The sequence below is a fragment of the Stenotrophomonas sp. SAU14A_NAIMI4_5 genome (genome assembly GCF_003086795.1).
Lineage (GTDB): Bacteria > Pseudomonadota > Gammaproteobacteria > Xanthomonadales > Xanthomonadaceae > Stenotrophomonas.
The window spans coordinates 4,320,422-4,345,168 of the sequence record NZ_CP026003.1 but is presented as its reverse complement, the minus strand read 5'-3'; the positions used below and the strand labels follow the sequence as shown (position 1 = coordinate 4,345,168).

Below are 24,747 nucleotides of genomic sequence, written 5' to 3'. Positions count from 1 at the left end.
GATCGCGCGCGAGGGTTGCGAGCGCGGCGATCCAGTGAAATGCGATATTTTAAGGCGCTAGGTGGAGAAGTCGTAGTGGAAATCACTGAAGGGGCGTGAGATCAATGAAGGTGTACGGAAAAAAGTTGTTATCTGACAACCCGGCGCTGTTAGAGGAGGTCGTTTTCCAGATCGGGGCCGCTGAGGCACGTAACTTAGCCTCGTTCCTGATCGAGTGCGCTCAGGAAATGGAAAGTGACGATCTGTGGGAACATCGTCATCTTTCCGATTGGGAGAAGAGAAATGAGGAGCTTACGAATTGTGATTTGATTGTTTTCAGGCTGTGAATTAGTCGGGAATTTTCGCTCACAGGTGCGTCTGTAAGTTGCCTATCGTAGAGCTACTCGTCTAGCGTGATGGGCTCGATCACTGAGTCGAGCTACGGTGCTGGCCATCTTTTTCTGTGACAGGCTGAGCGGTTTGGTGCGGGTATGTGACAGCGTAGGATGTGCGCTGATCGAAACGGATTCCGCCCGCAGGCTGTCGCGATCTGGGAGTGGAGCAACAAGAGCGAAGTGTTTGGCGATCTGGCGTCGGCTAGTGATCCCGATGGGGATTGTGTAGCGTTCGAATTGGTGCTGCGTCATGCCGGTTAACCAGCGGCGGGGCGGTATTCGCAGGGTGACATCTGAGGTGCATGCGGGCCTGCAGGGAGTTGCTCACAGATGTGCGGGAGCTATCGCCCCGGTGGAGATTTCCCTTACTGATGACTAGCATGCTGTCGATGAACAATTCCAAGCTTCTCCTGACTGTTATGTTGGCAATTACAACTTCTGGTTGCATGGAGGTTGCAAGCACAGAGTACGCGAACCGCGATCAAGCCATTTCCAAGAACGCACTCGGTGAGTCGAAGTGGATACCTGCGTGGTTGCCTGAAGATGCAGTTGATATACGCGAGACACACGACATGGACACCAACGAGTCATGGTTGGTCTTCCATCCGGCAAACGGAGTTTTTACTTTTCCCAAAGACTGTAGGCTTGCAGGCAAGCCCGAGATGTCGGAGGCGCAAACCATGCGCCGGTTCCCTCAATTTGCCCGCAGTGCGTGGTCGCGCGCGTCGGGCTACACCGGCGAGTTCCGCCTGTGTCCGGAGGGTGGTGCTGATCGCTGGGTCATTCACGATGAGGATCTAGGTCTTGTCTACAGCAGCGTAAAATTCTGAGTGGGCTGCACGGGCAATTTGCAGAAAAGGTCTTGAACATTGATGGGTGCACTTCATGTCGGGGCACGCGTGAACGTTTATCCGATCGGCATCGCCAGTGGCGAGAGCGTCGTCTGGTTTGCATGGGTCTCGGACGACCGTGATCATCTGATGGCAGTCAATGGGGTCGCAGTTCATGCCTCCAGCCGGGATGCGCTTGATCTGGCGGTCGTGACTGCTGGAGGTGCTCTGGACTGGGAAGGCGAGTCAGTATTTGATGTTGATTCGTTGATGTCTTCAGCTTGCTCGGGTGTCGGGGTTGAGCCTGAGACGGTCATCAATTTCTGGAATTTCATGACGGATCTCTTCAGAGTTGTTGAGACCTCTCCGATGGGGATGTTTCACTCCGAGTTGATTGATACGTATGACGTGTTCTTCTCGCAATGTGGAGTTGCCGGAGCAATCGGGCTGGAGTCAGCTTCCATCTCAAGGCGGGATCTCGATGCATTGCTGATCGTCCTGCGTGATGGACTGCAGATGGTGATCAACCGTTAGTTGGGCACTTGTTCGTTCGTATTGGAGTTTCCGTGGCGCGCTTTCTGACCTTCACCTGCCCGCTCTGTGGTGCGTCCGGCCAGCGCTTTCCCCTGCGTTCGGCAGACAAGCGCCAGGCGCAGACGCCGTGCACCGGGTGTGGCGTCGTCCTGCGGTCTGACCCACCGTTGGGCATCCACTCGCTCTATCTGGTGTGCACGCACATCCTGCTGATGCTGGCGGCGTTGCCCTTGATCTGGGCGATTGCCACGGGTGAATGGGTCTGGGCGGGAATGATCTGGCTGGTGCTGTATGTGCTGGATTGGTTCCTCGGCGCAGTCAGGCACGCACGAAGCCCGATCGTGCGTGCCGTGCGGGATCCCAACTACAGCTACGCGCGCAGGCCGAGCAGGTAGAGGCCAACCTTGGTTAGCCCCCTCGAAAACCGCCCACCAAGGTGGGCATCTACCAGAGCGGTTGCCCGTCCCGGCCCATGACCTCCAGCCGATTGTCGCCATCGCCCTGAGCGCGTAAGTTGCGATCACCCCTTTCCCGGAGTGATCCCATGAAGCCGATCGCGCTCGCCGTTGCCCTGGCCCTGACCGCCGCCCCGCTGCTGTCCGCCCCGCCGGCCTTGGCCGCGCCGGCTGCCAAGGCCGCCACGCCGGCCAGCCCGGCCTGGGTCGCCCGCAGCAATGCGCTGGCGCAGATCCTGCTGGATGCGCAGGGGCCGTTCCAGCCGGAAGAGACCGGCTTCTTCGGCGTGCCCGGCTACGACGACAAGGTGGCCGACCTCGGCCCCGACAACGGCAAGCGCTACCGCGCGGCCATGGCCAAGGCCCGCGACGAGTTGAAGGCGAAGCTGGCCACCGAGAAGGATGCCAACGTCCGCCAGGACCTGGCTATCATGATCCACGCCGCTGACCAGAACATCGAAGGCAGCACGCTCAACGAGAAGTACCTGCTGCCGTGGAGCGATGCGCCGCAGACGGTGTTCAGCGGCCTCAACCTGCTGCTGTCCGACCAGGTGCCGGCCGAGCGCCGGGCCAAGGCGCTCGACCGCCTCAAGGCGTATGCCGGCCTGCAGCCGGGCGGCACGGCATTCACCACGCTGGCCCGCCAGCGCTACGAAGAACGCCTGAAGGACAACACGCTGCTGCAGCCGACGAAGATCGAAGTGCAGCAGTCGCTGGACAACGTCGAGACCTACATCACCGGCATCGAGTCGCTGCTGAAGAAGTACCAGATTGCCGGCGCCGATGTGGCGATGACGGCCCTCGCCGGGCAGATGAAGGACTACGCCGCCTGGACCCGCAAGGAAGTGCTGCCGAAGGCGCGCACCGACGCACGCCTGCCGGCCCCGCTGTATGCGTTCCAGCTCAAGCAGGTCGGCATCGACATCGACCCGAAGCTGCTGATGCAGCGCGCCCAGCTGGAATTCATGGAAACCCGCTCGGCGATGCAGCAGCTGGCACCGCTGGTGGCGAAGGAGAAGGGCCTGAAGGTCGCCGACCCGAGCGACCCGGTGGCGGTGATCCGCGCGCTGAAGGCCGACAAGATCGCCGACGACCAGCTGGAAGGTCACTACCGCAAGGTGATCAACGCGATCGATCCGCTGATCCGCGAACACGGCATCGTCGACGTGCCCAAGCGGGCCATGCAGATGCGCCTGGGTTCGGCGGCGGAAAGCGCGGCCAGCCCGGCCCCGCACTTCCTGCCGGCGCCGCTGGTCAACAACACCGGGCAGCAGGGCACCTTCGTGCTGCCGCTGGGCAATCCGGCCGCGGGCCCGGGCGCGCAGTACGACGATTTCAACTTCGGTGCGGCGGCGTGGACGCTGAGCGCGCATGAAGGCCGCCCCGGCCACGAGCTGCAGTTCACCGCGATGGTCGAGCGTGGCGTGTCGCTGGCGCGCACGATGTTCGCGTTCAATTCGGTGAACGTGGAAGGCTGGGCGCTGTACGCCGAGGCCGAGATGGTGCCGTACGAGCCGCTGGACGGGCAGATGATCGCGCTGCAGTTCCGCCTGCTGCGCGCGGCCCGCGCCATGCTCGACCCGATGCTCAACCTGGGCCTGACCGATCGCGCCAACGGCGAGCGCGTGCTGATGGAGCAGGTCGGCCTGTCCAAGGCGATGGCCACCCAGGAACTGGACCGCTACACCGTGCGCATGCCGGGCCAGGCGGGCAGCTACTTCTACGGTTACACCCGCATCCTGGAACTGCGCATGCAGACTGAGCTGGCGCTGGGCGCGAAGTTCGACCGCATGGCGTTCAACAACTTCCTGCTCGACCAGGGCCTGCTGCCGCCGGACCAGCTGGCCGAAGCGGTGCAGCAGCAGTTCGTGCCGAAGTACCGGTAGCGCCGGGCCATGCCCGGCGAGCGCAGCGGGAAAAAGCCGCCGGGCATGGCCCGGCGCTACCGATGCAGGGGTCGGATCCCTTTCCGCAGGGAAAGGGCTCTGACCCCGGGGATTACCGGAAAGGCCCATCCACGCATGGCGTGGATCTACTGATCAGCGCTGCGGGGTAATCGTCTGCGTCGGCAACCGTGCCGGGGCCTCCGGGTTCGGCACCCAGATCGCGACACCGGCCGCGCGCTTCTGCGTGGTCGGAATACCGATGCCGACGCCGCCGCCCACGTGCGAGCCGTAGCTGCCGGCGCCCACCGACATGCCCACCGGGGAGCCGCTGCTGCCCACGCCCATCAGGATCACGCCGTTGGCGCCCAGCGCTGCGGCTTCGCGCTTGAGTCGCGCCACGGCCGCATCGGTCTGGCCCTGGGTACCAAACCCCACCGCCGAGGACGATTCCAGCTGGGCGATTTCCAGCGAACCGGCCGGCGGGGTGGAATAGATCTGCACCTGCGCCGGGTCGATCGGCGCACGCGCGCGGCCCAGCATCACCTTGGAGGTGCTGGCGCAACCGGCAGCGGCCAGCAGCATGGCGGTCAAAGCGAGCCAACGGATGTTCATGGCGTTTACCCCTGTAGGACAGTTCGGATCATCGGCCGGGGACTCTGAATCGGCGCCAACACCTTCGCCCGGCGCATGGCCGCATGCTGGCACGGGGCGGGTGAGCGTGTCGCCAACGGCGGTAGGCGACAGCCACGGGACAGGCTAATGTTGGGGAAGGAACCGATCTGAGGGGAGCTGGGCATGGGTGTGATCAGTCTGTTGTGGGGCATCGTGGCGCTGCTGTGGATGATCCTGGCCCTGATCCCGCTGCTGGGCTGGGGCAACTGGTTCCTGATCCCGTTCGCGGCGGTGGGCGCGGTCATCGCCGCGCTGGGCATCCTCTTCACCCACCCCAGCAAGCGCGGCCGCGCCAAGACCGGGCTGGTCCTGAACGGCATCGTGGTGCTGGTCGGCATCGTCCGTCTGAGCCTGGGCGGCGGGGTGATCTGAGCGGCCTGCTCAGAGCGACCTGCTCCGAGTCGCGCCCATGGGTGCGACCGGGCGTCGCAGCCCCACGGCCCGGCGCCGGGCAGGGGAGTACAATGCCGGGCTGCGCGAGCCCCCCGCGTGCCTGTGAAACCGCGCCCGGCGCGGCTGACCCCATGATCATTCGTTCCCGTCCCCACGGCTGGCAACTGCTGTACATCCTGCGCGGTTCCATCGTGCCGGCCGTCGCGCCCAAGGTGCTGGCCATCCTGGTGCTGTCCATCGCCGTGGCGGCGGTGGTGGAACTGGCCCCGCCAATCGGCATCGAGCGTGTCTCGGTCACCCCGTTCACCCTGCTCGGCCTGGTCCTGTCGATCTTCCTCAGCTTCCGCAACAGCGCCTGCTACGACCGCTGGTGGGAAGGCCGCAAGCTGTGGGGCCAGCTGATCTACGAATCGCGTTCGCTGGCGCGCCAGGTGCACCTGCTGCTGGCCGACGACAGCGGCCGCCGCCGCCGCATCGCCTACCTCACCACCGCCTTCGCCCATGCCCTGGCCGCACGCCTGCGCGGGCGCATCGTCGCCCTGGTGGCGCTGCCGTGGCTGGACAAGCCGCAGCGCGAGCAGCTGGCCGAGCGCGAGAACGTGCCCGACGCGCTGCTGTCGATGATCGCCGCCGAGCTGGCCCAGGCGCTGCGCAGCGGCGAGCTGGAGCCGATCCTCTACACCCAGCTGGAAGACCGCCTGCACGCGATGTCCTCCATCCAGGCCGGCTGCGAGCGCATCCTCAGCACGCCGCTGCCGTTCGCCTACACCCTGCTGCTGCACCGCTGCGCGTGGATGTTCTGCGTGCTGCTGCCGTTCGGCCTGGCCAGCTCGCTGGGCTGGGGCACGCCGGTGCTGTCGGCGGTGCTGGCCTACGCCTTCTTCGGCCTGGACCAGCTGGGCGAGGAGATGGAAGAGCCCTTCGGCCTGGAGCCGAACGACCTGCCGCTGGACGCCATGGTGCGCACGATCGAGATCGACCAGCTCGACGCGCTCGGCGAACGCCCCCTGCCCGAACCCCTGCTGCCGCAGGGCTACCTGTTGCAATAGCCACTCCTCGGAGCCTGCCATGCCTCATCCCCATTACCGCCCGCGGCGCATGCGCCATGACGAGTTCTCGCGCCGCCTGATGCGCGAAAACACGCTGACCACCGACGACCTGATCTACCCGGTGTTCGTGCACGAGCTGGCCGGCCGCACCGCCGTTCCGTCGATGCCCGGCGTGGAGCGGCTGTCGATCGAGGAGCTGCTGAAGGTGGCCGAAGAGGCGCTGGAACTGGGCATCCCGGTGATCGACCTGTTCCCGGTGATCGACAGCTCGCAGAAGTCGCTGGATGCGTCGGCGGCGTGGGCCGAGGACGGCCTGGCCCAGCGCGCGATCCGTGCGCTGAAGACGCGCTTCCCGGAACTGGGGGTGATGACCGACGTGGCCTTGGACCCGTACACCACGCACGGCCAGGACGGGATCATCGACGACAAGGGCTATGTGCTCAACGACATCACCGTTGAAGCGCTGGTCAAGCAGTCGCTGTCGCATGCCGAAGCCGGCGCCGACATCATTTCGCCCTCGGACATGATGGACGGCCGCATCGGCGCGATCCGTCGTGCGCTGGATGCCGACCACCACCTCAACGTGCGCATCATGGCCTACTCGGCCAAGTACGCCTCGGCGTTCTACGGCCCGTTCCGTGATGCCGTGGGCAGCGCCGGCAGCCTCGGCAAGGCCGACAAGAAGACCTACCAGATGGACCCGGCCAACGGCGACGAGGCCCTGCGCGAGATCGCGCTGGACCTGGAAGAGGGCGCGGACATGGTGATGGTCAAGCCGGGCATGCCTTACCTGGACCTGGTGCGCCGGGTGAAGGAGAAGTTCGGCGTGCCGACCTTCGCCTACCAGGTCAGCGGCGAGTACGCGATGATGAAGGCCGCCTTCGCCAATGGCTGGCTGGACGAACGCGCCTGCGTGCTGGAATCGCTGCTGGGCTTCAAGCGCGCCGGCGCCGATGGCGTACTGACCTATTTCGCGCCGCAGGTGGCGCGTTGGCTGCGCGAGCGCTGACAATAGCGCTCACGACGGACGGAGGAACACGCGATGGGACCGGAAATGGGATGGATGCAATGGCTGATCTGGGGCACCGGCACGCTGGTGTTCGGCGCCATCATCGTCGGCGTGTTCGTGGCGGCTTGGCGTGCCAGCCGGCGCCCGCCGGAGCAGCTGTCCGCCGCCGCCCACGTGGCCCGTGAGCAGGCCCTGCCGGAAAGCGTGCAGGCCGAACTGGCCGCGCTGAACCGCCGCAAGGACAACGGCCAGCTGAGCGAGATCGATTACGAAAAGCAGCGCGCCCAGGTGTTGGCGCGCTGAGCGTCAATGCCCGGGGTCGGATCCCTTTCCGCAGGAAAGGGCTCTGACCCCATCACGGGTGCCATCCACGCACGGCGTGGATCTACCGCACGCACCCGGCCACGGCCGCCACCTTCGGCACCGCCAGCCGGTACACATCCACGCCACCGGCACGCGGTGCCCTGGCCGCACTGCTGGCCATCATCATCTCGCCCGGCTTCGCGTTGTCGACCACCGGCGCGCCGGTCCAGCCGCCGGTCTGGTTGAACGACAGGCCCAGCGGCTGCAGCGCGGCACCGGTCCAGGCGCAGGCGCTGGTGATCACCTGCGCGGCCTCGCTGTTGCCACGGCTGAACACCACCGCGCCGTCATTGCCCAGCCAGTCGCCGTCGGTCTCGTCAGCGGCCGTGTTGAGGGCGACCAACGCCACGGAGGCGCCGCGCACGCCCTGCGCATCCAGCGGCGCCACGAACAGATCCCAGCCCGCGCCACGGCCCTGGTCGCGCGCGAACAGCAGCCGGCGGCCATCGGCGCTGAGGGCCGCGCCACGCTCGGCGCGGCTGCCATCCTTGCCGGCCAGCGGCTGCGCGCGCCCCACGCTGCCATCGGCGGCCACCGCTGCGCGGTACAGCGCCCATTTCCCCGCGCGGCCGGCGGCGAACAGCAGCCAGTGGCCATCGCGGCTGAAATAAGGGTCCAGTACCTCGCCGGCCACGTCCACCGGCAGGGCCTGGGCCTGCTGCCAGCGGCCGTCCACCACCCGTGCCTGCCACAGCCCCCAGCCTGCCTCGCCGCGGCGGGCGAAGACGATGCGCTGGCCGTCGGCACTGATCGTCGCCCGGCCCTCGTCGGCGCGGGTGGAGACCACGCCCATGCCCTCGATGCCGTACTCGTTCAACGCCATCGCCACGGGGGCAGAGAGTAGACTGGCGGCAAGCACCAGCAGGGTCGGGGTGATGCGCATCATCCGGGTCCTTGCACGAAAGTGCACCAGTCTAGCCAGCTTGAGGATTCCATGACCGATCGTTACGCCGTCTTCGGACACCCCGTTGCCCACTCGAAGTCGCCGCTGATCCACGCGACGTTCGGTCGCCAGGAAGGCATCAGCATCGACTACCGCGCGATCGACCTGGCCCCGGACGCCTTCCTGGCCGGGCTGGACGCCTTCGCCGCCGAAGGCGGTGTCGGCGCCAACGTCACCTCGCCGCACAAGGAAGCCGCGTTCTCGGCGTGCACCACGCTGACCGCACGCGCGCGTCGCGCCGGCTCGGTCAACACCCTGCTGCGCAAGGGCGACCGTTGGCACGGCGACACCACCGATGGCATCGGCCTGGTGCGTGACCTGACCGACCGCCACGGCCTGGACCTGCGCGGCCGCCGTGTGCTGCTGATCGGCGCCGGTGGTTCGGCACGCAGCGTCGCCCCGGCGCTGCTCGATGCCGGCATCACCGAGCTGGTGGTGGTCAACCGCACGCCGGAACGCGCCGACGAACTGATCGACGCCATGGGCGAGCCGGGCCGCGCGCTCAGCCGCTACTGGGAAGACCTGCGCGACCTGGGCGATTTCGAACTGATCCTCAACGCCACGTCGGCCGGCCGCGACCGCGACGTGGAGTTCAAGCTGCCGCTGTCGCTGGTCAATTCGATGACCACCGCGGTGGACCTGAACTATGGCGAGGCGGCCATCGCCTTCCTGGCCTGGGCGCGCGCGGCGAACTGCCGCAATACCGTCGATGGCCTGGGCATGCTGGTCGAGCAGGCTGCCGAGAGCTTCCTGCAGTGGCACGGCGTGCGCCCGCAGACCGACGAGGTCTACCAGCAGCTGCGTGCCGGTGCCGGCGCGTTTGCCGGCCAGGACTGAGCCATGGACAGCTCCTCGCTGCTGCTGAGCGTGCTGAGCATGATCGGCGTGCGCCTGCCGGTGCTGATCGCGCTGTGCGTCGGCCTGGTCTGGGTGGTAGGCGCGCCGCGCGACGCGGCCCGCAGCGGTGCGCTGGCGGGCCTGGTGCTGCTGCTGGTGGCGAACCTCGGTGGCGTGGTTGCCAACGTGGTGCCGCTGTGGATGGTCAGCAGCGGCGATTTCACCGCCATCTCGGCGATGAGCGCGGTGCTGGGCGGCGTGCAGTTCGTGCTGTCGCTGCTGAGCGCCTTCGGCATCGTGCTGGTGATCTGGGCGCTGGTGCGCGTGCTGCGCCAGCGGCCGCCGCTGCCGCCTGCGGCAGGCCGGTAGCGCCGGGCCATGCCCGGCGGGCGCAGCGGTCCTGACAGAGCCGCCGGGCATGGCCCGGGGCTACCGTAGATGGGCTGGCAACGCCGCATCTGCCCCGGCCCTTTGCGGCCATGCAGTCCATGACCGCCAACCCCCGACGCCGCTGACCCTGTTCAGCGCCCGCGCCTCGGTCCCGGTGGCCGGCCATGCGACAATGGCCGGCCTGATCCAGCCACGGTAGTTCCCGGCGTGACCGAAACCGTCGCCGCCCCGCGCAAGCTCGATGACGCCTTGAAGGACGCGATCCGCAAGGCGTACACGACGCTGCAGGCCAACACCCCCGGCTTCTCCACCCGCCGCTCGCAGAGCCAGATGATCGGCGTGGTGTCGCGTGCGCTGTCCACCAGTGGCGGCGTCGGCGTGGTCGAGGCACCGACCGGCGTCGGCAAGAGTCTGGGCTACCTCACCGCGGGCGTGCCGATCGCCCTGGCCAGCAAGAAGAAGCTGGTCATCAGCACCGGCACCGTGGCCCTGCAGTCGCAGCTGGTCGAGCGCGATATTCCCAATTTCCTCAAGGCCACCGGCCTGGAAGCGACCGTGGCCCTGGCCAAGGGCCGCACCCGCTACCTGTGCACGCGCAATGCCGCTGAAGCGCAGGGCGAGGGCGCGCAGGGCGGCATGTTCGAGGACGAAGCGCCGCTGTACGACCGGCCGCTGGCGCCCATCGAGATGGATATCGCCAAGCGCCTGTCCGATGCATTCACCAGCGGCACGTGGGACGGTGACATCGACAACGCGCCGGAAACCATCAGCCCCGGCCTGCGCAGCCGCATCACCACGCCCGCCTCGGCCTGTGCTGGGCGCCGCTGCGCGTACTCGGCGCAGTGCGCGGTGCTGCGCTCACGCAACACCGTGCGCGATGCGCAGATCGTGGTGACCAACCACGCGCTGCTGCTGTCGGCGCTGTCCATTGGTGACAGCGACAACGGCCAGCCGATGATCGCCGCGCCGTCGGACATGCTGCTGGTGCTGGACGAAGGCCACCACATCGGCAACGTGGCCATCGACCAGGGCGCGGCCAGCCTGGCCCTGGACGAGATGGCCAAGCGCACCGGCCGCCTGCAGATCCTGATTGCCGGTGCCTACCGCGCGGTCGACAAGGACCGCCTGGGCAACCTGCTGCCGAACGAGGCCATCGACGTGGCCAGCAACGTGGCCAAGCAGCTGCGCGCCTTCCGCGATCACGTGGAAGCGGTGTGGATGCCGGCCCCGGCCGACGAAGACCCGATGTGGCGCGCCGCCAACGGGCGCCTGCCCGAGGCCTGGCGCGAGCCGATCGAAGCGCTGGCCGACGATACCCGCAGCCTCTACAACTGGGCCCACGCCGCCACGGCACAGGTGGCCAAGGGCAAGCCGGACGATGCCGCGCGCGAGCGCCTGCAGCGCAACCTCGGCATGGCGCTGGAAATGATCGAGCAGCAGTACAACCTGTGGCAGGCCTGGCGCCGCGAGGACAAGGACGGCGCGCCGCCCACCGCGCGCTGGGTCACCGCCACCCGCGAGGGCGACCTGGTGCTGCACGGCTCGCCGGTGTCGGCTGCGCACGTGCTGCGCAAGCTGCTATGGGATGAGGTGGATTCGGTGGTGATGACCTCGGCCACGCTGACCGGCGGCGGTGATTTCCAGTCGCTGGCCATCGATAACGGCATCCCGCCGGAAGCGGAAATGGTCTCGCTGGCATCGCCGTTCGACCTGCCCAACCAAGCCGAATTGATCATTCCGAAGTTCCCGGTCACGCCCGATGACCGCGAAGGCCATCCGCGCGAAGTGGCGCGCTACCTCGACCAGGAACTGGACTGGGCCAAGGGCTCGATGGTGCTGTTCACCTCGCGCTGGAAGATGGAGAAGGTGGCCGGCCTGATGTCCACCGCGCGCCGCAAGCAGGTGCTGGTGCAGGGCGACATGTCCAAGACCCGGCTGATCGACGAACACCTGCGCCGCGTTGCCGCCGGCGAAGGCTCGGTGCTGTTCGGCCTGAATTCCTTCGGCGAAGGTCTGGACCTGCCCGGCGAAGCCTGCACCACGGTGGTCATCACCCAGGTGCCGTTCGCGGTGCCGACCGACCCGCAGACCGCCACGCTGAGCGAATGGGTGGAAGCGCGCGGCATGAACGCCTTCAACCTGATCGCCATCCCGCACGCGCTGCGCACGCTCACCCAGTTCGCCGGCCGACTGATCCGCACGTCCACCGACACCGGCCGCGTGGTCATCCTCGATTCGCGGCTGCTGACCCGCCGCTACGGCAAGCGCATCATCGACGCGCTGCCGCCGTTCAAGCGCGTGATCGGCTGAGCCGCGCCGGTGGGGTCAGAGCCCTTCCTGCGGAAGGGATCCGACCCCATGCCGCGACCCCGGGGTCGGATCCCTTCCGCAGGAAGGGCTCTGACCCCAGCACGCATGGCACCGTAACCAACCAGCACGGGTAGTGCCGGCCGCTGGCCGGCAACCTCGAAGATAGGACTACCATGGCGCGACTGCACGCGCGGAGGGAAGCCACATGCACGACTGGACCATCATCGCGACCCACAGTGACTGGATCGCCGCGACGTTTGAACTCGTCCTGCGCGATTCAACTCAAACCGAGCGCCGCCTGCAGTTCGATGCGGTGGAGCACGTGATGCTGGACAGGAGCGAACCCTGGGGACCGAGTGCATCGGTCAACGACGTGACGGCCAGCGAAGATCGCGCCGAAGGTGTCATCCGCGTGATGTTTGAGCTGCAGTCCGGCGGTGCGATCCACATTTCAGCAGGGGCGTGCCGCCTGGATGGCGAGCCGTTCGTGATCTGACTGCTGTGCCGGGGTCGGAGCCCTTTCTGCGAAAGGGATCCGACCCCACGGCAATTCAATCGCCGAGCAGAGCGGTGTTGCGGACGGCGCCCTTGTCGGCGCTGGTCGCCAGCAGGGCGTAGGCCTTCAGTGCGCTGGTGACCTTGCGCGGGCGGGCTTCACGCGGCTTCCAGCCGCGCGCATCGGCGTCGGCGCGGCGCTGGGCGAGGGTGGCGTCGTCCAGCAGCAGGTCGATGCGGCGGGCGGGGATGTCGATGCGGATGCGGTCACCGTCTTCCACCAGGCCGATGGTGCCGCCGCTGGCGGCTTCCGGCGAGACGTGGCCGATCGACAGGCCCGAGGTGCCGCCGGAGAAACGGCCGTCGGTCAGCAGCGCGCACTGCTTGCCCAGCCCCTTCGACTTCAGGTAGCTGGTGGGGTAGAGCATTTCCTGCATGCCCGGGCCACCCTTCGGGCCTTCGTAGCGGATGACGACCACGTCGCCGGGCTGCACTTTGTCGGCGAGGATGCCGGCCACGGCCGCGTCCTGGCTCTCGAACACGCGCGCGCTCCCTTCGAATACGTGGATGGATTCGTCCACGCCGGCGGTCTTCACCACGCAGCCATCGACGGCCAGGTTGCCGCGCAGCACGGCCAGGCCGCCTTCGGCCGAATAAGCGTGCTCGACGCTGCGGATGCAGCCTTCGGCGCGGTCCACGTCCAGTGTGGGCCAGCGCGTGGCCTGGCTGAAAGCCACCTGGGTGGGAATGCCGGCCGGGCCGGCACGGAAGAAGTCGTGCACGCTGGATTCGTCGCTGACCGCAACGTCCCAGCGCTCGATGGCATCGGCCAGGGTGCGGCTGTGCACGGTCGGCACGCGGGTATCCAGCAGGCCGCCACGCGCCAGTTCGCCGAGGATGCCGTACACGCCGCCCGCGCGGTGCACGTCTTCCATGTGGTACTTGGGCGTGTTCGGCGCCACCTTGCACAGCTGCGGAACGCGCCGCGACAGCGCATCGATGTGGGTCAGGTCGAAGTCCACTTCGGCTTCCTGCGCGGCGGCCAGCAGGTGCAGGATGGTGTTGGTGGAACCGCCCATGGCGATGTCCAGGGTCATCGCGTTGGCGAACGCGGCCTGGGTGGCGATGCCACGCGGCAGCGCACTTTCTTCTTCGCCGCCGTACCAGCGATGGCACAGTTCGACGATCAGGCGGCCGGCGCGCAGGAACAGCTGCTCGCGGTCGGCGTGGGTGGCCAGGGTCGAGCCGTTGCCGGGCAGCGACAGGCCCAGCGCTTCGGTCAGGCAGTTCATCGAGTTGGCGGTGAACATGCCCGAGCAGGAACCGCAGGTGGGGCAGGCGCTGCGCTCGAATTCGGCGACCTTCTCGTCGCTGGCGCTTTCGTCGGCGGCGATGACCATCGCATCGACCAGGTCCAGCTTGTGCTCGGACAGCTTGGTCTTGCCGGCCTCCATCGGGCCGCCGGAGACGAACACCACCGGGATGTTGAGGCGCAGTGCGGCCATCAGCATGCCGGGGGTGATCTTGTCGCAGTTGGAAATGCACACCAGCGCGTCGGCGCAGTGCGCGTTGACCATGTACTCGACCGAGTCGGCGATGATCTCGCGGCTGGGCAGCGAGTACAGCATGCCGTCGTGGCCCATGGCGATGCCGTCGTCGACAGCGATCGTGTTGAATTCCTTGGCGACGCCGCCGACCTTCTCGATCTCGCGCGCGACCAGTTGGCCGAGGTCCTTCAGGTGCACGTGGCCGGGCACGAACTGGGTGAAGGAGTTGGCGATGGCGATGATCGGCTTGTGGAAGTCGCCATCCTTCATGCCGGTGGCGCGCCACAGGGCGCGGGCGCCGGCCATGTTGCGGCCGGCGGTGGAGGTGCGGGAGCGGTATTCAGGCATGGCTGGCGGAACGGGCGGGCCGTACAACGTGGGGGTCGCCCGATCATGGACAATTTTTTCGGTTGCTGCTGCAACCACCTTCGCCGCCTGCAGCGGCTTGGTGGTCCACGCATTTCTCCTTATCCCCGCGCCTTCGGCGCGCCCCCTTGAACAACAAGGGGGCTCCTCGCCGGAGGCTTGGCTGCCCCCGCCGGGCATGGCCGGGCGCCGCAGGGGTGTGCCAACCAAGGTTGGCACCTACCAGGGCGGTGCCCCACGAAAATGAAATTCCGTTCATCTTTCCCACTTTGCCGATTCCGGTTGTTGGTGCGGATTTGGCATCATTGGGGGAATTGATCCGATTCCGAGGCATGACGCCATGAAGCGTTCCCGCACCACCGCGCTGCTGCTGATGAGCGCTGCACCCCTGCTGTTCACCGCCTGCCAGAAGGAAGAGCAGGTGCAGGTGCAGGAAGGCCTGTACACCTCCGTGCAGGCCTGCACCGAGGCGACGGGCGATCCGTCCTCGTGCCGCAACGCCTTTGCCGAGGCGCAGCAGAAGGCCGCCGATGCGGCGCCGAAGTACGCCAGCAAGGAAGCCTGCGAACAGGACTACAAGCCCGAGCAGTGCGTGCAGCAGCACACCTCGGCCGGCACCTCGTTCATCGGCCCGATGATGATGGGCTTCTTCATGTCGCAGATGCTGAGCAACCGCGGCGGCTTGGCCCCGCAGGCGCCGGCTTCGGCCCCGGCCTACCAGGACAAGAACGCTGGCTGGGCGCGCCCGGCCCCGGGCGGCACCGGTGGCATGAACACCGCCAGCGGCATCGGCGCCGGCAAGGCCGGCCTGGCCCCGGTCAGCAGCGAGCCGAACCGTGCCGTCACCGCCAGCCGCAGCGGCTTCGGCAGCACCAGCGCCCGCCGCAGCGGCGGCAGCTTCGGCGGCTGATCGACCCATGCAGCGAATTCGCATTGCCGAGCGCGCCCACTGGCGGGCGCGCGCGGAGGAAGCCGGTTTCCGCTTCCACACCATCGACGGCCAGCCGTACTGGGATGAAAGCGCGTACTACGCGTTCACCCTGCGCCAGATCGAAGTCGACATCGAAGACCCCAGCGCCGAGCTGCACCAGATGGCGCTGGACCTGGTTGGCGATGTCATCGCCAGCGAGCGCCTGATGGACCAGCTGGCGATCCCCGCGCATTACCGCGACTGGATCGCCGAGAGCTGGCGCCAGCGCCAGCCGCACCTGTACGGGCGCCTGGACCTGGCCTACGACGGCACCGGTCCGGCCAAGCTGTACGAACTGAACTACGACACGCCGACCTCGCTGTTCGAGGCCAGCTTCTTCCAGTGGCAGTGGCTGGAGGACCAGCGCAACGCCGGCCGCCTGCCGCAGCACGCCGACCAGTTCAACGGCATGCACGAGGCCCTGGTCGAGCGCTTCGGCGAGCTCGCCGCGCGCCTGCCGCCGCCGCTGTATTTCAGCGCGGTAGGCAGTTCGGACGAGGACCGTGGCACGGTCGACTACCTGCGTGACTGCGCGGCCCAGGCGGGCCTGCAGGGCGAGGCCATCGCCATCGAGGATATCGGCCTGTCCGAGGACGGTCGCTTCACCGCGCTGGACGACACGGTGATCGGCACGCTGTTCAAGCTGTACCCGCTGGAAGACCTGATGGCCGAGGAATTCGGCCGCGCGCTGCCCGGTTCGGGCATCCAGCTGCTGGAGCCGGCGTGGAAGGCGGTGCTGAGCAACAAGGGCATCCTGCCGCTGCTGTGGCAGCGCAACGTCAGCCACCCGAACCTGCTGGAAGCGCACTTCGATGATGGCAGCGCGCTGGCCTCGGGTTGGGTGCGCAAGCCGCTGTTCTCGCGCGAAGGTGCCAACATCGAGATGCACCTGGCCGATGGCAGCACCCAGCGCAGCGACGGCCCGTACGAAGGCCCGGCGATCATCCAGCGTGCGCACCCGCTCACCCGCTTCGAAGGCGGTTACCCGCTGGTCGGCAGCTGGGTGATCGGTGACCATGCCTGCGGCATCGGCATCCGCGAGGACGACAGCGCGATCACCCGCGACAGTGCGCGCTTCGTGCCGCATGCGATCGTGGACGAGGCGCCGACGCGGATCTACGTCTGATGGCGGTGCGGCGGCCCTTGGGCCGGCGCGGGCGGACGACGCCGGTGCCGGGGCGGCACTTCGATGATGGCCGCACGCTGCACGCCTTCGCCGGGCGCGTGGCGGTGCGCTGCCATCGCTGTGACACGCCGGGCTGGGTGGTCGCCAGCTGGCAGCCTCACCGCTGGACGGCGCGCTTCCGTTGCACCGGCTGCAGCGTGGCGCTGGACAGCGGCGCCTGGGTGGGCGCGGTGCGCATTGATGGCCGCCGCCCGTGCGGTTACTGCGGTCACCAGTGGGTGTGCGTGCACCAGCATCGACCGTCGGCCTCCACGGCCGTGCCCGAGGTGCTGCCGGCCAAGTGCGTGCAGTGCGGGCGCACCAGCGAGGTGAAGGTCAGCGTCTGCCCGTTGCGCGATGCCGAGCCGGCAGATCCGCATTTCGGCCTGCCGCTGCGGTTGGTGGAGCCCACCCGTGCGGGCCTGCTGTGGGCCTACAACGCCGAGCACCTGCAGGTGCTGCATGACTACGCGACGTCGGCACTGCGCGAGCACGGTGGCGTGCACAACGCCTCGATGTTCTCGCGCCTGCCGCAGTGGATGAAGCTGGCCCGCAACCGGGTGCTGCTGCAGCGTGCGGTGGAACGGTTGCAGCGGCGATTGCTGGCGGCCGCGTAACCGGCGGCGTGGGTTTTGTGCCAACCAAGGTTGGCACCTACCAGAGCGTTCGCGAACCAGGGCGGTGTGCTGGTAGCGCCGGGCCATGCCCGGCGAGCGCAGCGGTGGTTCCCCATCCGCCGGGCATGGCCCGGCGCTACCCGTTACAGCAGCCCTTCGCGCTTCACGGCCAGATACCGTTCCACCAGCGCGGCAGGCAGGGCGTCGGCGGTCACGTCCAGCACCATCACCTTCTCGCTGCGCAGCGCTTCATACGCTTTCGCGCGCTGCTGCAGGGGAAGTGCCGGCCGCTGGCCGGCAGCTGTTTGCCTTGGGTTTCGTGCCAACCAAGGTTGGCACCTATCAGAGCAGTCGCGGACCAGAGCGGTTCGACGGTAGCGCCGGGCCATGCCCGGCGAGCGCAGCGGTGGTTCCCCATCCGCCGGGCATGGCCCGGCGCTACCGGTTACAGCAGCCCTTCGCGCTTCACGGCCAGATACCGTTCCACCAGCGCGGCAGGCAGGGCGTCGGCGGTCACGTCCAGCACCATCACTTTCTCGCTGCGCAGTGCTTCGTGCGCTTTCGCGCGCTGCTGCAGGGGTAGTGCCGGCCGCTGGCCGGCAGCTGTTTGCCTTGGGTTTCGTGCCAACCAAGGTTGGCACCTACCAGAGCGTTCGCGAACCAGGGCGGTGTGCCGGTAGCGCCGGGCCATGCCCGGCGAGCGCAGCGGTGGTTCCCCATCCGCCGGGCATGGCCCGGCGCTACCCGTTACAGCAGCCCTTCGCGCTTCACGGCCAGATACCGTTCCACCAGCGCGGCAGGCAGGGCGTCGGCGGTCACGTCCAGCACCATCACCTTCTCGCTGCGCAGCGCTTCATGCGCCTTCGCGCGCTGCTGCAGGTACAGCGCGGCGGCACCTGCCTGGGCGGCGTCTTCCAGCGTGTGCACCTCGCCCTCCAGCGCGGTATCCAGTTCGCGTTCGCGCAGGCTGGCCACGCACACCAGATGGCGGCGCTGCAGCAGGCGCACGGCGGCCAGCAGGTCTTCGATGTCTTCGTCGCGCACGTTGCTGACCAGCATCACCAGCGCACGCCGGCGCTGCCGCAGCGAGACTTCGGTGGCGGCGGCCAGATAGTCGGTGGCCACGGCCTGCGGCTGCAGGTCGTAACTGGCGCGCAGCAGGTGTTCCACCGTGCCCATGCCGCGCTGCGGCGCCACCCAGCGGCGTTCGCCACCCACCGCGAACAGGCCGGCGGCATCGCCCTGGCGCAACGCCAGGTAAGCCACCACCAGCGATGCGTTCAAGGCATGGTCGAAGTGCGAGAGGCCGCCTTCGCTGGCCAGCATGCGCCGGCCGCTGTCGAGCATCAGCAGCAGCTGCTGGTTCTTCTCGTCCTGGTATTCGCGTGAGATCAGCTTGCGCGCGCGGGCGGTGGCCTTCCAGTCCAGCTGGCGCAGGCTGTCACCGACGCGGTACTCGCGCATCTGGTGGAAATCGGTGCCTTCACCACGGCGGCGCTTCACGTGTGCGCCCACCAGGCGCGAGGCCTGGTCGGCACTGAACAACGCGAAGCGGGTGAGCGGCACGAAGTTGGGATAGACCCGCACGTCCAGCACCGGCGGCAGCGTGCGCTGCTGCCACCACAGCCGCCACGGCGAGCGGATGCGTACGTCCACGCCGTCGAACTGGAAGCGCCCGCGCTGCTGCGGCTGCACCTGGTAGTGCAGGATGCTGGCGTGGCCGGCGCGCAGCTGCAGGCGCTGCGGCAATCCTTCCAGCGGCCAGCCGCCGGGCACGCGATCGAACACCTGCACCTGCATCGGCTGCTCGGCGAACAGGCGCAGGCCGATCTCGCGGCGCACGCCCAGTGCCAGCGCCTCGGGCACCTGGCGCTGTACCTGCGGCGATGCACGTCGCCACTGCCGCCACAGATCGGCCAGTGCCAGCGCAGCCACCAGCGCACCGGCCACGGCCCAGCTCCAGTGCGGCAGCAGGCCGGCCAGCACCACGCCGCCCAGCGCGGCCCAGGCAGCCAGCAGGACCAGCAGCAGCGGCGCAGGCCTCATCGGCGCGGCGCTTCCACCTTGGCCAGCAGGGCACCGAGCACGTCGTCCGGGCCCTGGCCTTCGATCTGCAGTTCCGGTGCCAGCGCGATGCGGTGGCGCAGTGCCGGCCGTGCGATGTCACGCACGTCGTCGGGGGTGACGAAATCGCGGCCGGCCAGCACCGCCTGCGCACGCGCGGCACGCACCAGCGCGATGCTGCCGCGCGGGCCGGCGCCGACGGCGATGCCCGGCCAGGAACGGGTGGCGGCCACGATGCGCACCGCGTAGTCGATCACCTCGTCATCGACGGTGATGGCGGCGGTGGCCTGCTGCAGCGCCAGCAGTTCGCCGGCGCCGAGTACGCGCGGCACCTGGCTGAGGTCGAAATCGCTGGCGGCGCGGCCACGGGTGATGGCCGTGACCATGTGCTTCTCGTCTTCCAGCTGCGGGTAGTCGATCAGCACCTTCAGCAGGAAGCGGTCCAGCTGCGCTTCCGGCAGCGGGTAGGTGCCTTCCTGTTCCAGCGGGTTCTGCGTGGCCAGGGCCATGAACGGCGGCGCCAGGGTGAAGGCCTTGCCTTCGATGGTCACCTGGCCTTCCTGCATCACTTCCAGCAGGGCCGACTGGGTCTTGGCCGGGGCGCGGTTGATCTCGTCGGCCAGCAGCAGGTTGGTGAACACCGGGCCGCGGCGGATCTTGAAGCTCTCGCTCTTCGGGTCGTACACCGCATGGCCGCTGACGTCGCTGGGCATCAGGTCGGGGGTGAACTGCACGCGCCCGTAGTCCAGCTCCATGGCCTGTGCCAGCGCACGCACCAGCAGGGTCTTGCCCAGCCCGGGCACGCCTTCGATGAGCACGTGGCCGCCGGCCAGCAGCGCCACCATGATCTGGTCGAGCACGTCGGCCTGGCCGATGAAGGCGCGGCCGACGGCATCGCGGATGGCATCGACGCGTTCGATCAGGCGGGCGGCAGCGGCCGCCGGAAGCTCAGGGGCATCGGTCATAGCAGGGATCTCATCTGGAGCAGCAAGCGGATGCGCTCGCGCAGGGCGGAGGAATCGTGCGGCGAAGGAGCGGTGAGGGCGGTGGCCACGCGGCTGGCGGGCCACTGCAGCACCTCGGCGATGGCCTGGTCGCGGGCAGCGCCATCCAGCGCGGCCGCCACCGGGGCGCGCAGGCGCAGGCGATGCAGGAACAGCGCCTGCACTGCGTTGTACAGCTGCGCGCCCTGGCCGAAGCGCAGCAGCAGCTCGCCACTGGCACGCACGTGTTCCAGCAGCGAGCGGCGCTCGACCACCGGCGAAGGCAGCACGCTGCCCAGCCGCTGCGCGCGCGTCCACAGCCAGCCCAGGATGCCCAGCAGCAGCGGAATCCACACCGGCCAGCCCTGCAGCACGATGCGCGCCAGCAGCGTCGGCGGGCGGCTGCCGTATACCAGCCACACCGTGCCGCGCCCGTAGTTGGGGTCCAGCAGGTGGCGGGTCAGGTCGCGGTGGGAGAGATCGTGCAGGCCACCGCGCTGCGGTGTGTTTTTGGCCGTCGCGCCCTTGCGCGGCAGCGGAGCGGCGCCATTGCCGCGCATGAAATCCATGTCGGCCAGCACATCGATGCGGCCCTTGCCGTGGCGCAGGCGGGCGAAGGCCAGCCCTTCCTCGTTGCCCCAGCGGCGCTCGGCATCGGCACTGGCCCGGAAGCCGAGGCTGAAGCGGCGGCCGTTGCAGAACTCGACGTGGTTGGGATCATCCACTACATGGAACGGCTGGCAGTCCTTGCCATGGAACAGGCTTTCCACGCCGATGCGGTCCAGCAGCGGACCCTGCGTGGTGCTGGTCTTGTCCTCGCCCGGCGGCTGCGTGCGCAGCAGCAGGTGGCCGCCACGGGCAACCCAGTCCAGCAGTGCCTGCGCGGTGCCCGGCGGCATCTCGCGGGTGTCCTGCAGCAGGACCACGGTATCGGTGTCGGCCAGGGGCATCTTCGCCAGCTGCAGGCGTTCGCGCGACTGCACTTCAATGCCGTCCGCGCGCAGCGCCTGCCCCAGCACGTACAGCGGGTTGTAGCTGGCTTCGCCACGCGGCGGCAGCACCACGGTCTCGGTGACCTTCTCGTGCGTGCGCAGGAACAGGATGGTCAACGGCACGCCCAGCAGCACCAGCAGGCCGAGCAGCAGGGCCCAGAACGCGCGCGGGCTCATGCCTTCCACCCGAACTGCTGGCGCAGGGTCGCGGCCAGGCCATCGAACTCATCGCGCGTGGGCAGGCGGCCGCCGTACGCGGCGTACTGCCACATGCGCACGATGCGCGCGAACAGATCGCGGTCCGCCTGCTGAGGCATGCGCCGCGAAGCACGCAGGCACTGCGCTTCGGTGGCGCCGGGCGGCAACGCGTTGCCGGTGCGCTCGACCAGGGTGCGCACGCTGGCGCGGTAAAGCAGGGCCAAGGCCTGGCGCGGGCGTCCCTGGTCCCACAGCAGGCCGGCCTGGGTGGCCACGTCCGGCGGCAGCACCACCGGCAGTTCCACGGCCTCTTCCTGCACGCGCGGTGCGTCCTTCGGCGTGCGCCGGCCGGCGCCACGCAGCCACGGCCACCACAGGCGCGCGGTCAGCAGCAGCACCAGCACCACGGCGCCGAGCAGCGCCCACAGGCCCCACTCGGCCACCCGTGCCAGCAGCTTCAGGCCGCGGTTGCGTTCGCCATGCTTCTGGCCGGCCTTGTCGTCCCTGGTGTCTTTCTTCTCGGCCTTCTTCTCCGCCGTGGCGTCGTCGATCGGCTTCCACTCGGTGACCTGGCGGACCGGCCGCTGCAGCGGATCCTCGTAGGCACGGTTCACCGCCTGGCGGAAACCGGCCGTGTCCACCGGCTGCTCGCCGAAGATGCCGGCGGCGGCATTGGCCGGATCATTGGCGGCGTTGGCTTCTTCGCCGTCATCCTCGCCTTCGTCTTCATCCGCGTCGGTCTGTCCGGCCGCCCGGGCTTCGTCGGCGACCTGGTGGGCAGTGTCCGCATCGGCGTCCTGCGCGTGGGCGGGGGCCAGCGGCAGCGCCAGGCACAGCAGCAGGGCCAGCGTCGATGCCGCCGGCAGCAGCCGTTCGCGCAGGCGGCGCAGGGCGATCTCCACGTCCCACGCTTCCATCTGCGTGCGCCGGTTGAGGTACAGGCCGAAGCCCGCACCGACATAGAACGGGCCGATCAGGGCGGCGGCCAGCCAGCTCAGCAGGTTCAGCAGCAGGTCCGCCCACGGCGGGGTCTCGACGCTGATCATCGCCCAGGCCGCGCGCCACGAGTCGGGCAGCAGTTCCAGCGGAATGAACATGAAGACCGCTGCGATCGCGCCCAGCACCAGCACCAGCTCGAAGCCGAGGCAGATCAGCGCCAGCAGGATTGCCGGCCCAGCGGCGCCGGCGGCCACCGCGCGCCGGCGTGGGCCGCGCTGTGCGGGCGCGTTGCCTTCCAGCAGGTTGACCGGCAGGCACAGGCTGCGCAGCAGGCTGAAACGGCGCCAGCCGAGGTAGCCCCAGAAACCGGTGCCGCCCCAGTGCCGTTGCGCGGCCAGTGCCGCACGCGCGCCGACCGTCTCGCCGAAGATGCCGCGTGAGAGCACGTACAGCGGCGCGCGTTCGAACAGCGGCTTGCACCACCACATCGCCAGCGATGCCCAGGCGAAGCCGTCCAGCCACCAGGCCAGCGCATTGAACAGCACGAACAACGGCGCACTGGCCAGCAGCCAGCTGCCCCACACCGCGCGCGCATGGCGGCGGGCGAGGGCGGTGCCCAGTTCCATCGCTTCCCAGCCGCTGCGCGCACGCAGGGCCACGTCGAGGTGGTCAATCCGCACGTTCACCCCCGCGACCGCCGCGCCACAGCCACAGCAGCACGCCGACCCACAACACACCGGCCACGCTGTACTTGGCCCAGGCCGGGATCTGCGCGATCGACGACCAGAACGCTTCCACGAAGGCCGCCAGCAGCAGCATGAAGGCCACGCCCAGGCACAGGCGGGCGCCGATGCGGCCGCCTTCCACCAGCGCGTCGATGCGGCGGCGGCGGCCGGGCGCCAGCAGTTTCATGCCCAGCTGCAGGCCGGCACCGCCGGCGATCACGATGCCGGTCAGTTCGAAGGCGGCATGGCCGACGACGAAACGCCAGAACGGATCGCCATGGCCGATCTGCTGCAGGTGGCCCGCCACCGCGCCCATGATGACGCCGTTGAACAGCAGCACCAGCAGCGTGCCCAGCCCGGCCAGCAGGCCGCTGGCGAAGGTGCGCAGGGCGATGCTGATGTTGTTCATGATGTAGTAGCCGAACATCATCCAGTCGGTGCCGCTGTCACGCCCCAGCCGGTCCGCGGCCGGGTCGTACATGCGTTCCATCTCGGCGATCTGGCTGTTGTCCATCAGCAGATGCACGCTGTCCGGGTACAGCTGCACCACGGCGAAGCAGGCCAGCGCCGGCACCGCGAACATCGCCAGTGCCACCCACATGCTGCGCGCCTGGCTGCGCACCAGCATCGGGAAGTCGGCCACCAGGAATTCCAGCGCCCGCCGCCAGCGCACCGGCGGCGTGCGGTACAGCACACTGTGGCCCTGCTGCATCAGCTGCTGCAGGCGCTGCACCAGCTGCGGGCTGTAGCCGCGTTCGCGGGCCAGCGCCAGCTGCTGGCACAGGCGGCGGTAGCGCTGGGCGAAGGCGACGTCACCCGGATCAGCGGCTTCGGGCCTGCGCCGCCTGCGACGCGAAGCGCCCGCACGCTGCTGCAGCCAGAGCTCCAGCTGCTGCCATTCGTGCTGGTGGCGGGCGACGAACTGTTCCTGCTTCATCGGCGGCCCAGCAGCCAGTTGGCCATCGCATACAGGCGCAGCACGCCCACCTGGCCGGATGCACCGGTCAGCGGCTCGGCGATACCTGCCAGTTCCTGCTGGCGGCCCGGCGACAGGCGCGGCGCGCGTTCGGCAAAGGCGAGGACGGCGGCCTGTTCCTGCGGGCGCAGCGGCTGCGACGGCACCAGCACGCTGTCGATGGTGGCCGGTGGCGACAGGTAATGCATCGGCTCGTGCACCACCACGGTGCCGGCCACCAGGTCGCCGAGGCGGCGCCCGTACGGATCGAACAGGCTGCTGAGCAGGCCCAGGGCATAACCGAACGGCAGCATGTCCACGGTACGCAGCAGGTTGCGGGTGATCGAGGCCATCCAGCCCACCGGTGCGCCATCGCGCGACAGCACGCGCAGGCCGAGTGCACGCTTGCCCAGGGTGCGGCCCCACAGCGCCTCGCAGACGATGGGGTAGGCCCACATCAGCAGGAACATCGCGGCCATGTAGATGCCGCGGCCAAACTCATCGAGCAGGGCCAGCGGAATGGACAGCAGCACCAGCGCGCCGAAGCGGATGCCCAGGTCGACCAGCCAGGCCAGCGCACGCGGCATCGGCCCGGCGGTGGGCAACTGCAGCGGCACGCCTTCCGGCGTTACCACCTCGCGGTAGGTATCGAGCATGGGCGCGGTCATCAGTGCGATGGCCGCGGA

Annotated in this window: 25 protein-coding genes and 2 pseudogenes; 16 read left to right on the top strand and 11 right to left on the bottom strand. The window is 68.5% G+C overall.

Going from position 1 to position 24,747, the window contains the following annotated elements; translation table 11 throughout:
- Nucleotides 1-104 precede the first annotated feature (104 nt).
- From C1925_RS21250 to C1925_RS19860, 5 genes are all read left to right on the top strand, one after another.
- Nucleotides 105-326, top strand: a complete 222-nt coding sequence (locus C1925_RS21250; RefSeq protein WP_108770402.1) for a hypothetical protein — start codon at nt 105-107, stop codon at nt 324-326.
- 437 nt (nt 327-763) lie between these two features.
- Nucleotides 764-1,204: a hypothetical protein gene (locus C1925_RS19875; protein WP_159097582.1), complete on the top strand. Its 441-nt coding sequence runs from the start codon at nt 764-766 to the stop codon at nt 1,202-1,204.
- 42 nt (nt 1,205-1,246) lie between these two features.
- Complete coding sequence (locus tag C1925_RS19870; protein ID WP_108770400.1) at nt 1,247-1,738, top strand: hypothetical protein; 492 nt, start codon at nt 1,247-1,249, stop codon at nt 1,736-1,738.
- 32 nt (nt 1,739-1,770) lie between these two features.
- Complete coding sequence (locus tag C1925_RS21425) at nt 1,771-2,133, top strand: hypothetical protein (protein ID WP_254051352.1); 363 nt, start codon at nt 1,771-1,773, stop codon at nt 2,131-2,133.
- Nucleotides 2,134-2,282: 149 nt separating this feature from the next.
- Nucleotides 2,283-4,079 carry a DUF885 domain-containing protein gene (locus C1925_RS19860; protein ID WP_108770399.1) on the top strand — a complete coding sequence of 599 codons (1,797 nt, stop codon included), beginning with the start codon at nt 2,283-2,285 and terminating at the stop codon, nt 4,077-4,079.
- A gap of 153 nt (nt 4,080-4,232) precedes the next feature.
- On the opposite strand, the gene C1925_RS19855 is transcribed toward C1925_RS19860, so the two are convergent.
- Nucleotides 4,233-4,691, bottom strand: coding sequence for a hypothetical protein (locus C1925_RS19855; protein ID WP_108770398.1), 459 nt, complete (start codon nt 4,689-4,691; stop codon nt 4,233-4,235).
- Nucleotides 4,692-4,874: 183 nt separating this feature from the next.
- Here C1925_RS19855 and C1925_RS19850 point away from each other — a divergent pair, with 183 nt between their 5' ends.
- From C1925_RS19850 to C1925_RS19835, 4 genes are all read left to right on the top strand, one after another.
- The gene (locus C1925_RS19850; protein WP_108770397.1) at nt 4,875-5,123 is read left to right on the top strand and encodes a hypothetical protein; all 249 of its coding nucleotides are present in this window, start codon (nt 4,875-4,877) and stop codon (nt 5,121-5,123) included.
- Between the two features lie 152 nt (nt 5,124-5,275).
- Nucleotides 5,276-6,193 (top strand): bestrophin family ion channel, encoded by a 918-nt coding sequence (locus C1925_RS19845; RefSeq protein WP_108770396.1) that lies wholly within the window; start codon nt 5,276-5,278, stop codon nt 6,191-6,193.
- Between the two features lie 19 nt (nt 6,194-6,212).
- Complete coding sequence (gene hemB, locus C1925_RS19840; protein ID WP_108770395.1) at nt 6,213-7,202, top strand: porphobilinogen synthase; 990 nt, start codon at nt 6,213-6,215, stop codon at nt 7,200-7,202.
- A 33-nt stretch (nt 7,203-7,235) separates the two neighbouring features.
- Entirely contained in the window at nt 7,236-7,505 is a 270-nt protein-coding gene (locus C1925_RS19835; protein ID WP_108770394.1) for a hypothetical protein, read from the top strand.
- A gap of 82 nt (nt 7,506-7,587) precedes the next feature.
- Here the strand turns inward: C1925_RS19835 and C1925_RS19830 are convergent, their stop codons facing one another.
- A complete protein-coding gene (locus C1925_RS19830; protein WP_108770393.1) occupies nt 7,588-8,451 on the bottom strand; it encodes a PD40 domain-containing protein in 864 nt (287 codons plus the stop codon).
- Nucleotides 8,452-8,499: 48 nt separating this feature from the next.
- Here C1925_RS19830 and aroE point away from each other — a divergent pair, with 48 nt between their 5' ends.
- From aroE to C1925_RS19810, 4 genes are all read left to right on the top strand, one after another.
- A complete protein-coding gene (gene aroE / locus C1925_RS19825; protein WP_108770392.1) occupies nt 8,500-9,345 on the top strand; it encodes a shikimate dehydrogenase in 846 nt (281 codons plus the stop codon).
- Nucleotides 9,346-9,348: 3 nt separating this feature from the next.
- Entirely contained in the window at nt 9,349-9,714 is a 366-nt protein-coding gene (locus C1925_RS19820) for a hypothetical protein (RefSeq protein ID WP_108770391.1), read from the top strand.
- A gap of 228 nt (nt 9,715-9,942) precedes the next feature.
- Nucleotides 9,943-12,045: an ATP-dependent DNA helicase DinG gene (dinG, locus tag C1925_RS19815; protein WP_108770390.1), complete on the top strand. Its 2,103-nt coding sequence runs from the start codon at nt 9,943-9,945 to the stop codon at nt 12,043-12,045.
- Nucleotides 12,046-12,250: 205 nt separating this feature from the next.
- Nucleotides 12,251-12,541 carry a hypothetical protein gene (locus C1925_RS19810; protein ID WP_108770389.1) on the top strand — a complete coding sequence of 97 codons (291 nt, stop codon included), beginning with the start codon at nt 12,251-12,253 and terminating at the stop codon, nt 12,539-12,541.
- 55 nt (nt 12,542-12,596) lie between these two features.
- On the opposite strand, the gene ilvD is transcribed toward C1925_RS19810, so the two are convergent.
- Nucleotides 12,597-14,435 (bottom strand): dihydroxy-acid dehydratase, encoded by a 1,839-nt coding sequence (gene ilvD / locus C1925_RS19805; protein WP_108770388.1) that lies wholly within the window; start codon nt 14,433-14,435, stop codon nt 12,597-12,599.
- A gap of 358 nt (nt 14,436-14,793) precedes the next feature.
- Between ilvD and C1925_RS19795 the strand changes: the two genes are divergently transcribed.
- From C1925_RS19795 to C1925_RS19785, 3 genes are read left to right on the top strand one after another with little or no spacing between them, the layout of a single operon-like run.
- Nucleotides 14,794-15,363, top strand: a complete 570-nt coding sequence (locus C1925_RS19795; RefSeq protein ID WP_079224108.1) for a DUF1190 domain-containing protein — start codon at nt 14,794-14,796, stop codon at nt 15,361-15,363.
- Nucleotides 15,364-15,370: 7 nt separating this feature from the next.
- Nucleotides 15,371-16,549, top strand: coding sequence for a glutathionylspermidine synthase family protein (locus C1925_RS19790; protein ID WP_108770386.1), 1,179 nt, complete (start codon nt 15,371-15,373; stop codon nt 16,547-16,549).
- Complete coding sequence (locus C1925_RS19785; RefSeq protein ID WP_108770385.1) at nt 16,549-17,205, top strand: hypothetical protein; 657 nt, start codon at nt 16,549-16,551, stop codon at nt 17,203-17,205. The genes C1925_RS19790 and C1925_RS19785 overlap by 1 nt, the downstream gene beginning before the upstream one ends.
- A gap of 143 nt (nt 17,206-17,348) precedes the next feature.
- Here C1925_RS19785 and C1925_RS19780 read toward each other — a convergent pair.
- From C1925_RS19780 to C1925_RS19745, 8 genes and pseudogenes are all read right to left on the bottom strand, one after another.
- Nucleotides 17,349-17,489: pseudogene (locus tag C1925_RS19780) on the bottom strand (DUF58 domain-containing protein); the annotation flags it as partial.
- A 161-nt stretch (nt 17,490-17,650) separates the two neighbouring features.
- Nucleotides 17,651-17,791: pseudogene (locus C1925_RS19775) on the bottom strand (DUF58 domain-containing protein); the annotation flags it as partial.
- A gap of 161 nt (nt 17,792-17,952) precedes the next feature.
- Complete coding sequence (locus C1925_RS19770) at nt 17,953-19,251, bottom strand: DUF58 domain-containing protein (protein ID WP_108770384.1); 1,299 nt, start codon at nt 19,249-19,251, stop codon at nt 17,953-17,955.
- Nucleotides 19,248-20,234 (bottom strand): MoxR family ATPase, encoded by a 987-nt coding sequence (locus C1925_RS19765; RefSeq protein ID WP_108770383.1) that lies wholly within the window; start codon nt 20,232-20,234, stop codon nt 19,248-19,250. The genes C1925_RS19770 and C1925_RS19765 overlap by 4 nt, the downstream gene beginning before the upstream one ends.
- Nucleotides 20,231-21,421 carry a DUF4350 domain-containing protein gene (locus C1925_RS19760; protein ID WP_108770382.1) on the bottom strand — a complete coding sequence of 397 codons (1,191 nt, stop codon included), beginning with the start codon at nt 21,419-21,421 and terminating at the stop codon, nt 20,231-20,233. Before C1925_RS19760 ends, C1925_RS19765 begins: the two co-directional genes overlap by 4 nt.
- A complete protein-coding gene (locus C1925_RS19755) occupies nt 21,418-23,061 on the bottom strand; it encodes a DUF4129 domain-containing protein (RefSeq protein WP_108770775.1) in 1,644 nt (547 codons plus the stop codon). The genes C1925_RS19760 and C1925_RS19755 overlap by 4 nt, the downstream gene beginning before the upstream one ends.
- The gene (locus C1925_RS19750) at nt 23,051-24,043 is read right to left on the bottom strand and encodes a stage II sporulation protein M (protein WP_108770381.1); all 993 of its coding nucleotides are present in this window, start codon (nt 24,041-24,043) and stop codon (nt 23,051-23,053) included. The genes C1925_RS19755 and C1925_RS19750 overlap by 11 nt, the downstream gene beginning before the upstream one ends.
- Nucleotides 24,040-24,729: an RDD family protein gene (locus C1925_RS19745; RefSeq protein WP_108770380.1), complete on the bottom strand. Its 690-nt coding sequence runs from the start codon at nt 24,727-24,729 to the stop codon at nt 24,040-24,042. The genes C1925_RS19750 and C1925_RS19745 overlap by 4 nt, the downstream gene beginning before the upstream one ends.
- Between the last annotated feature and the right edge of the window lie 18 nt (nt 24,730-24,747).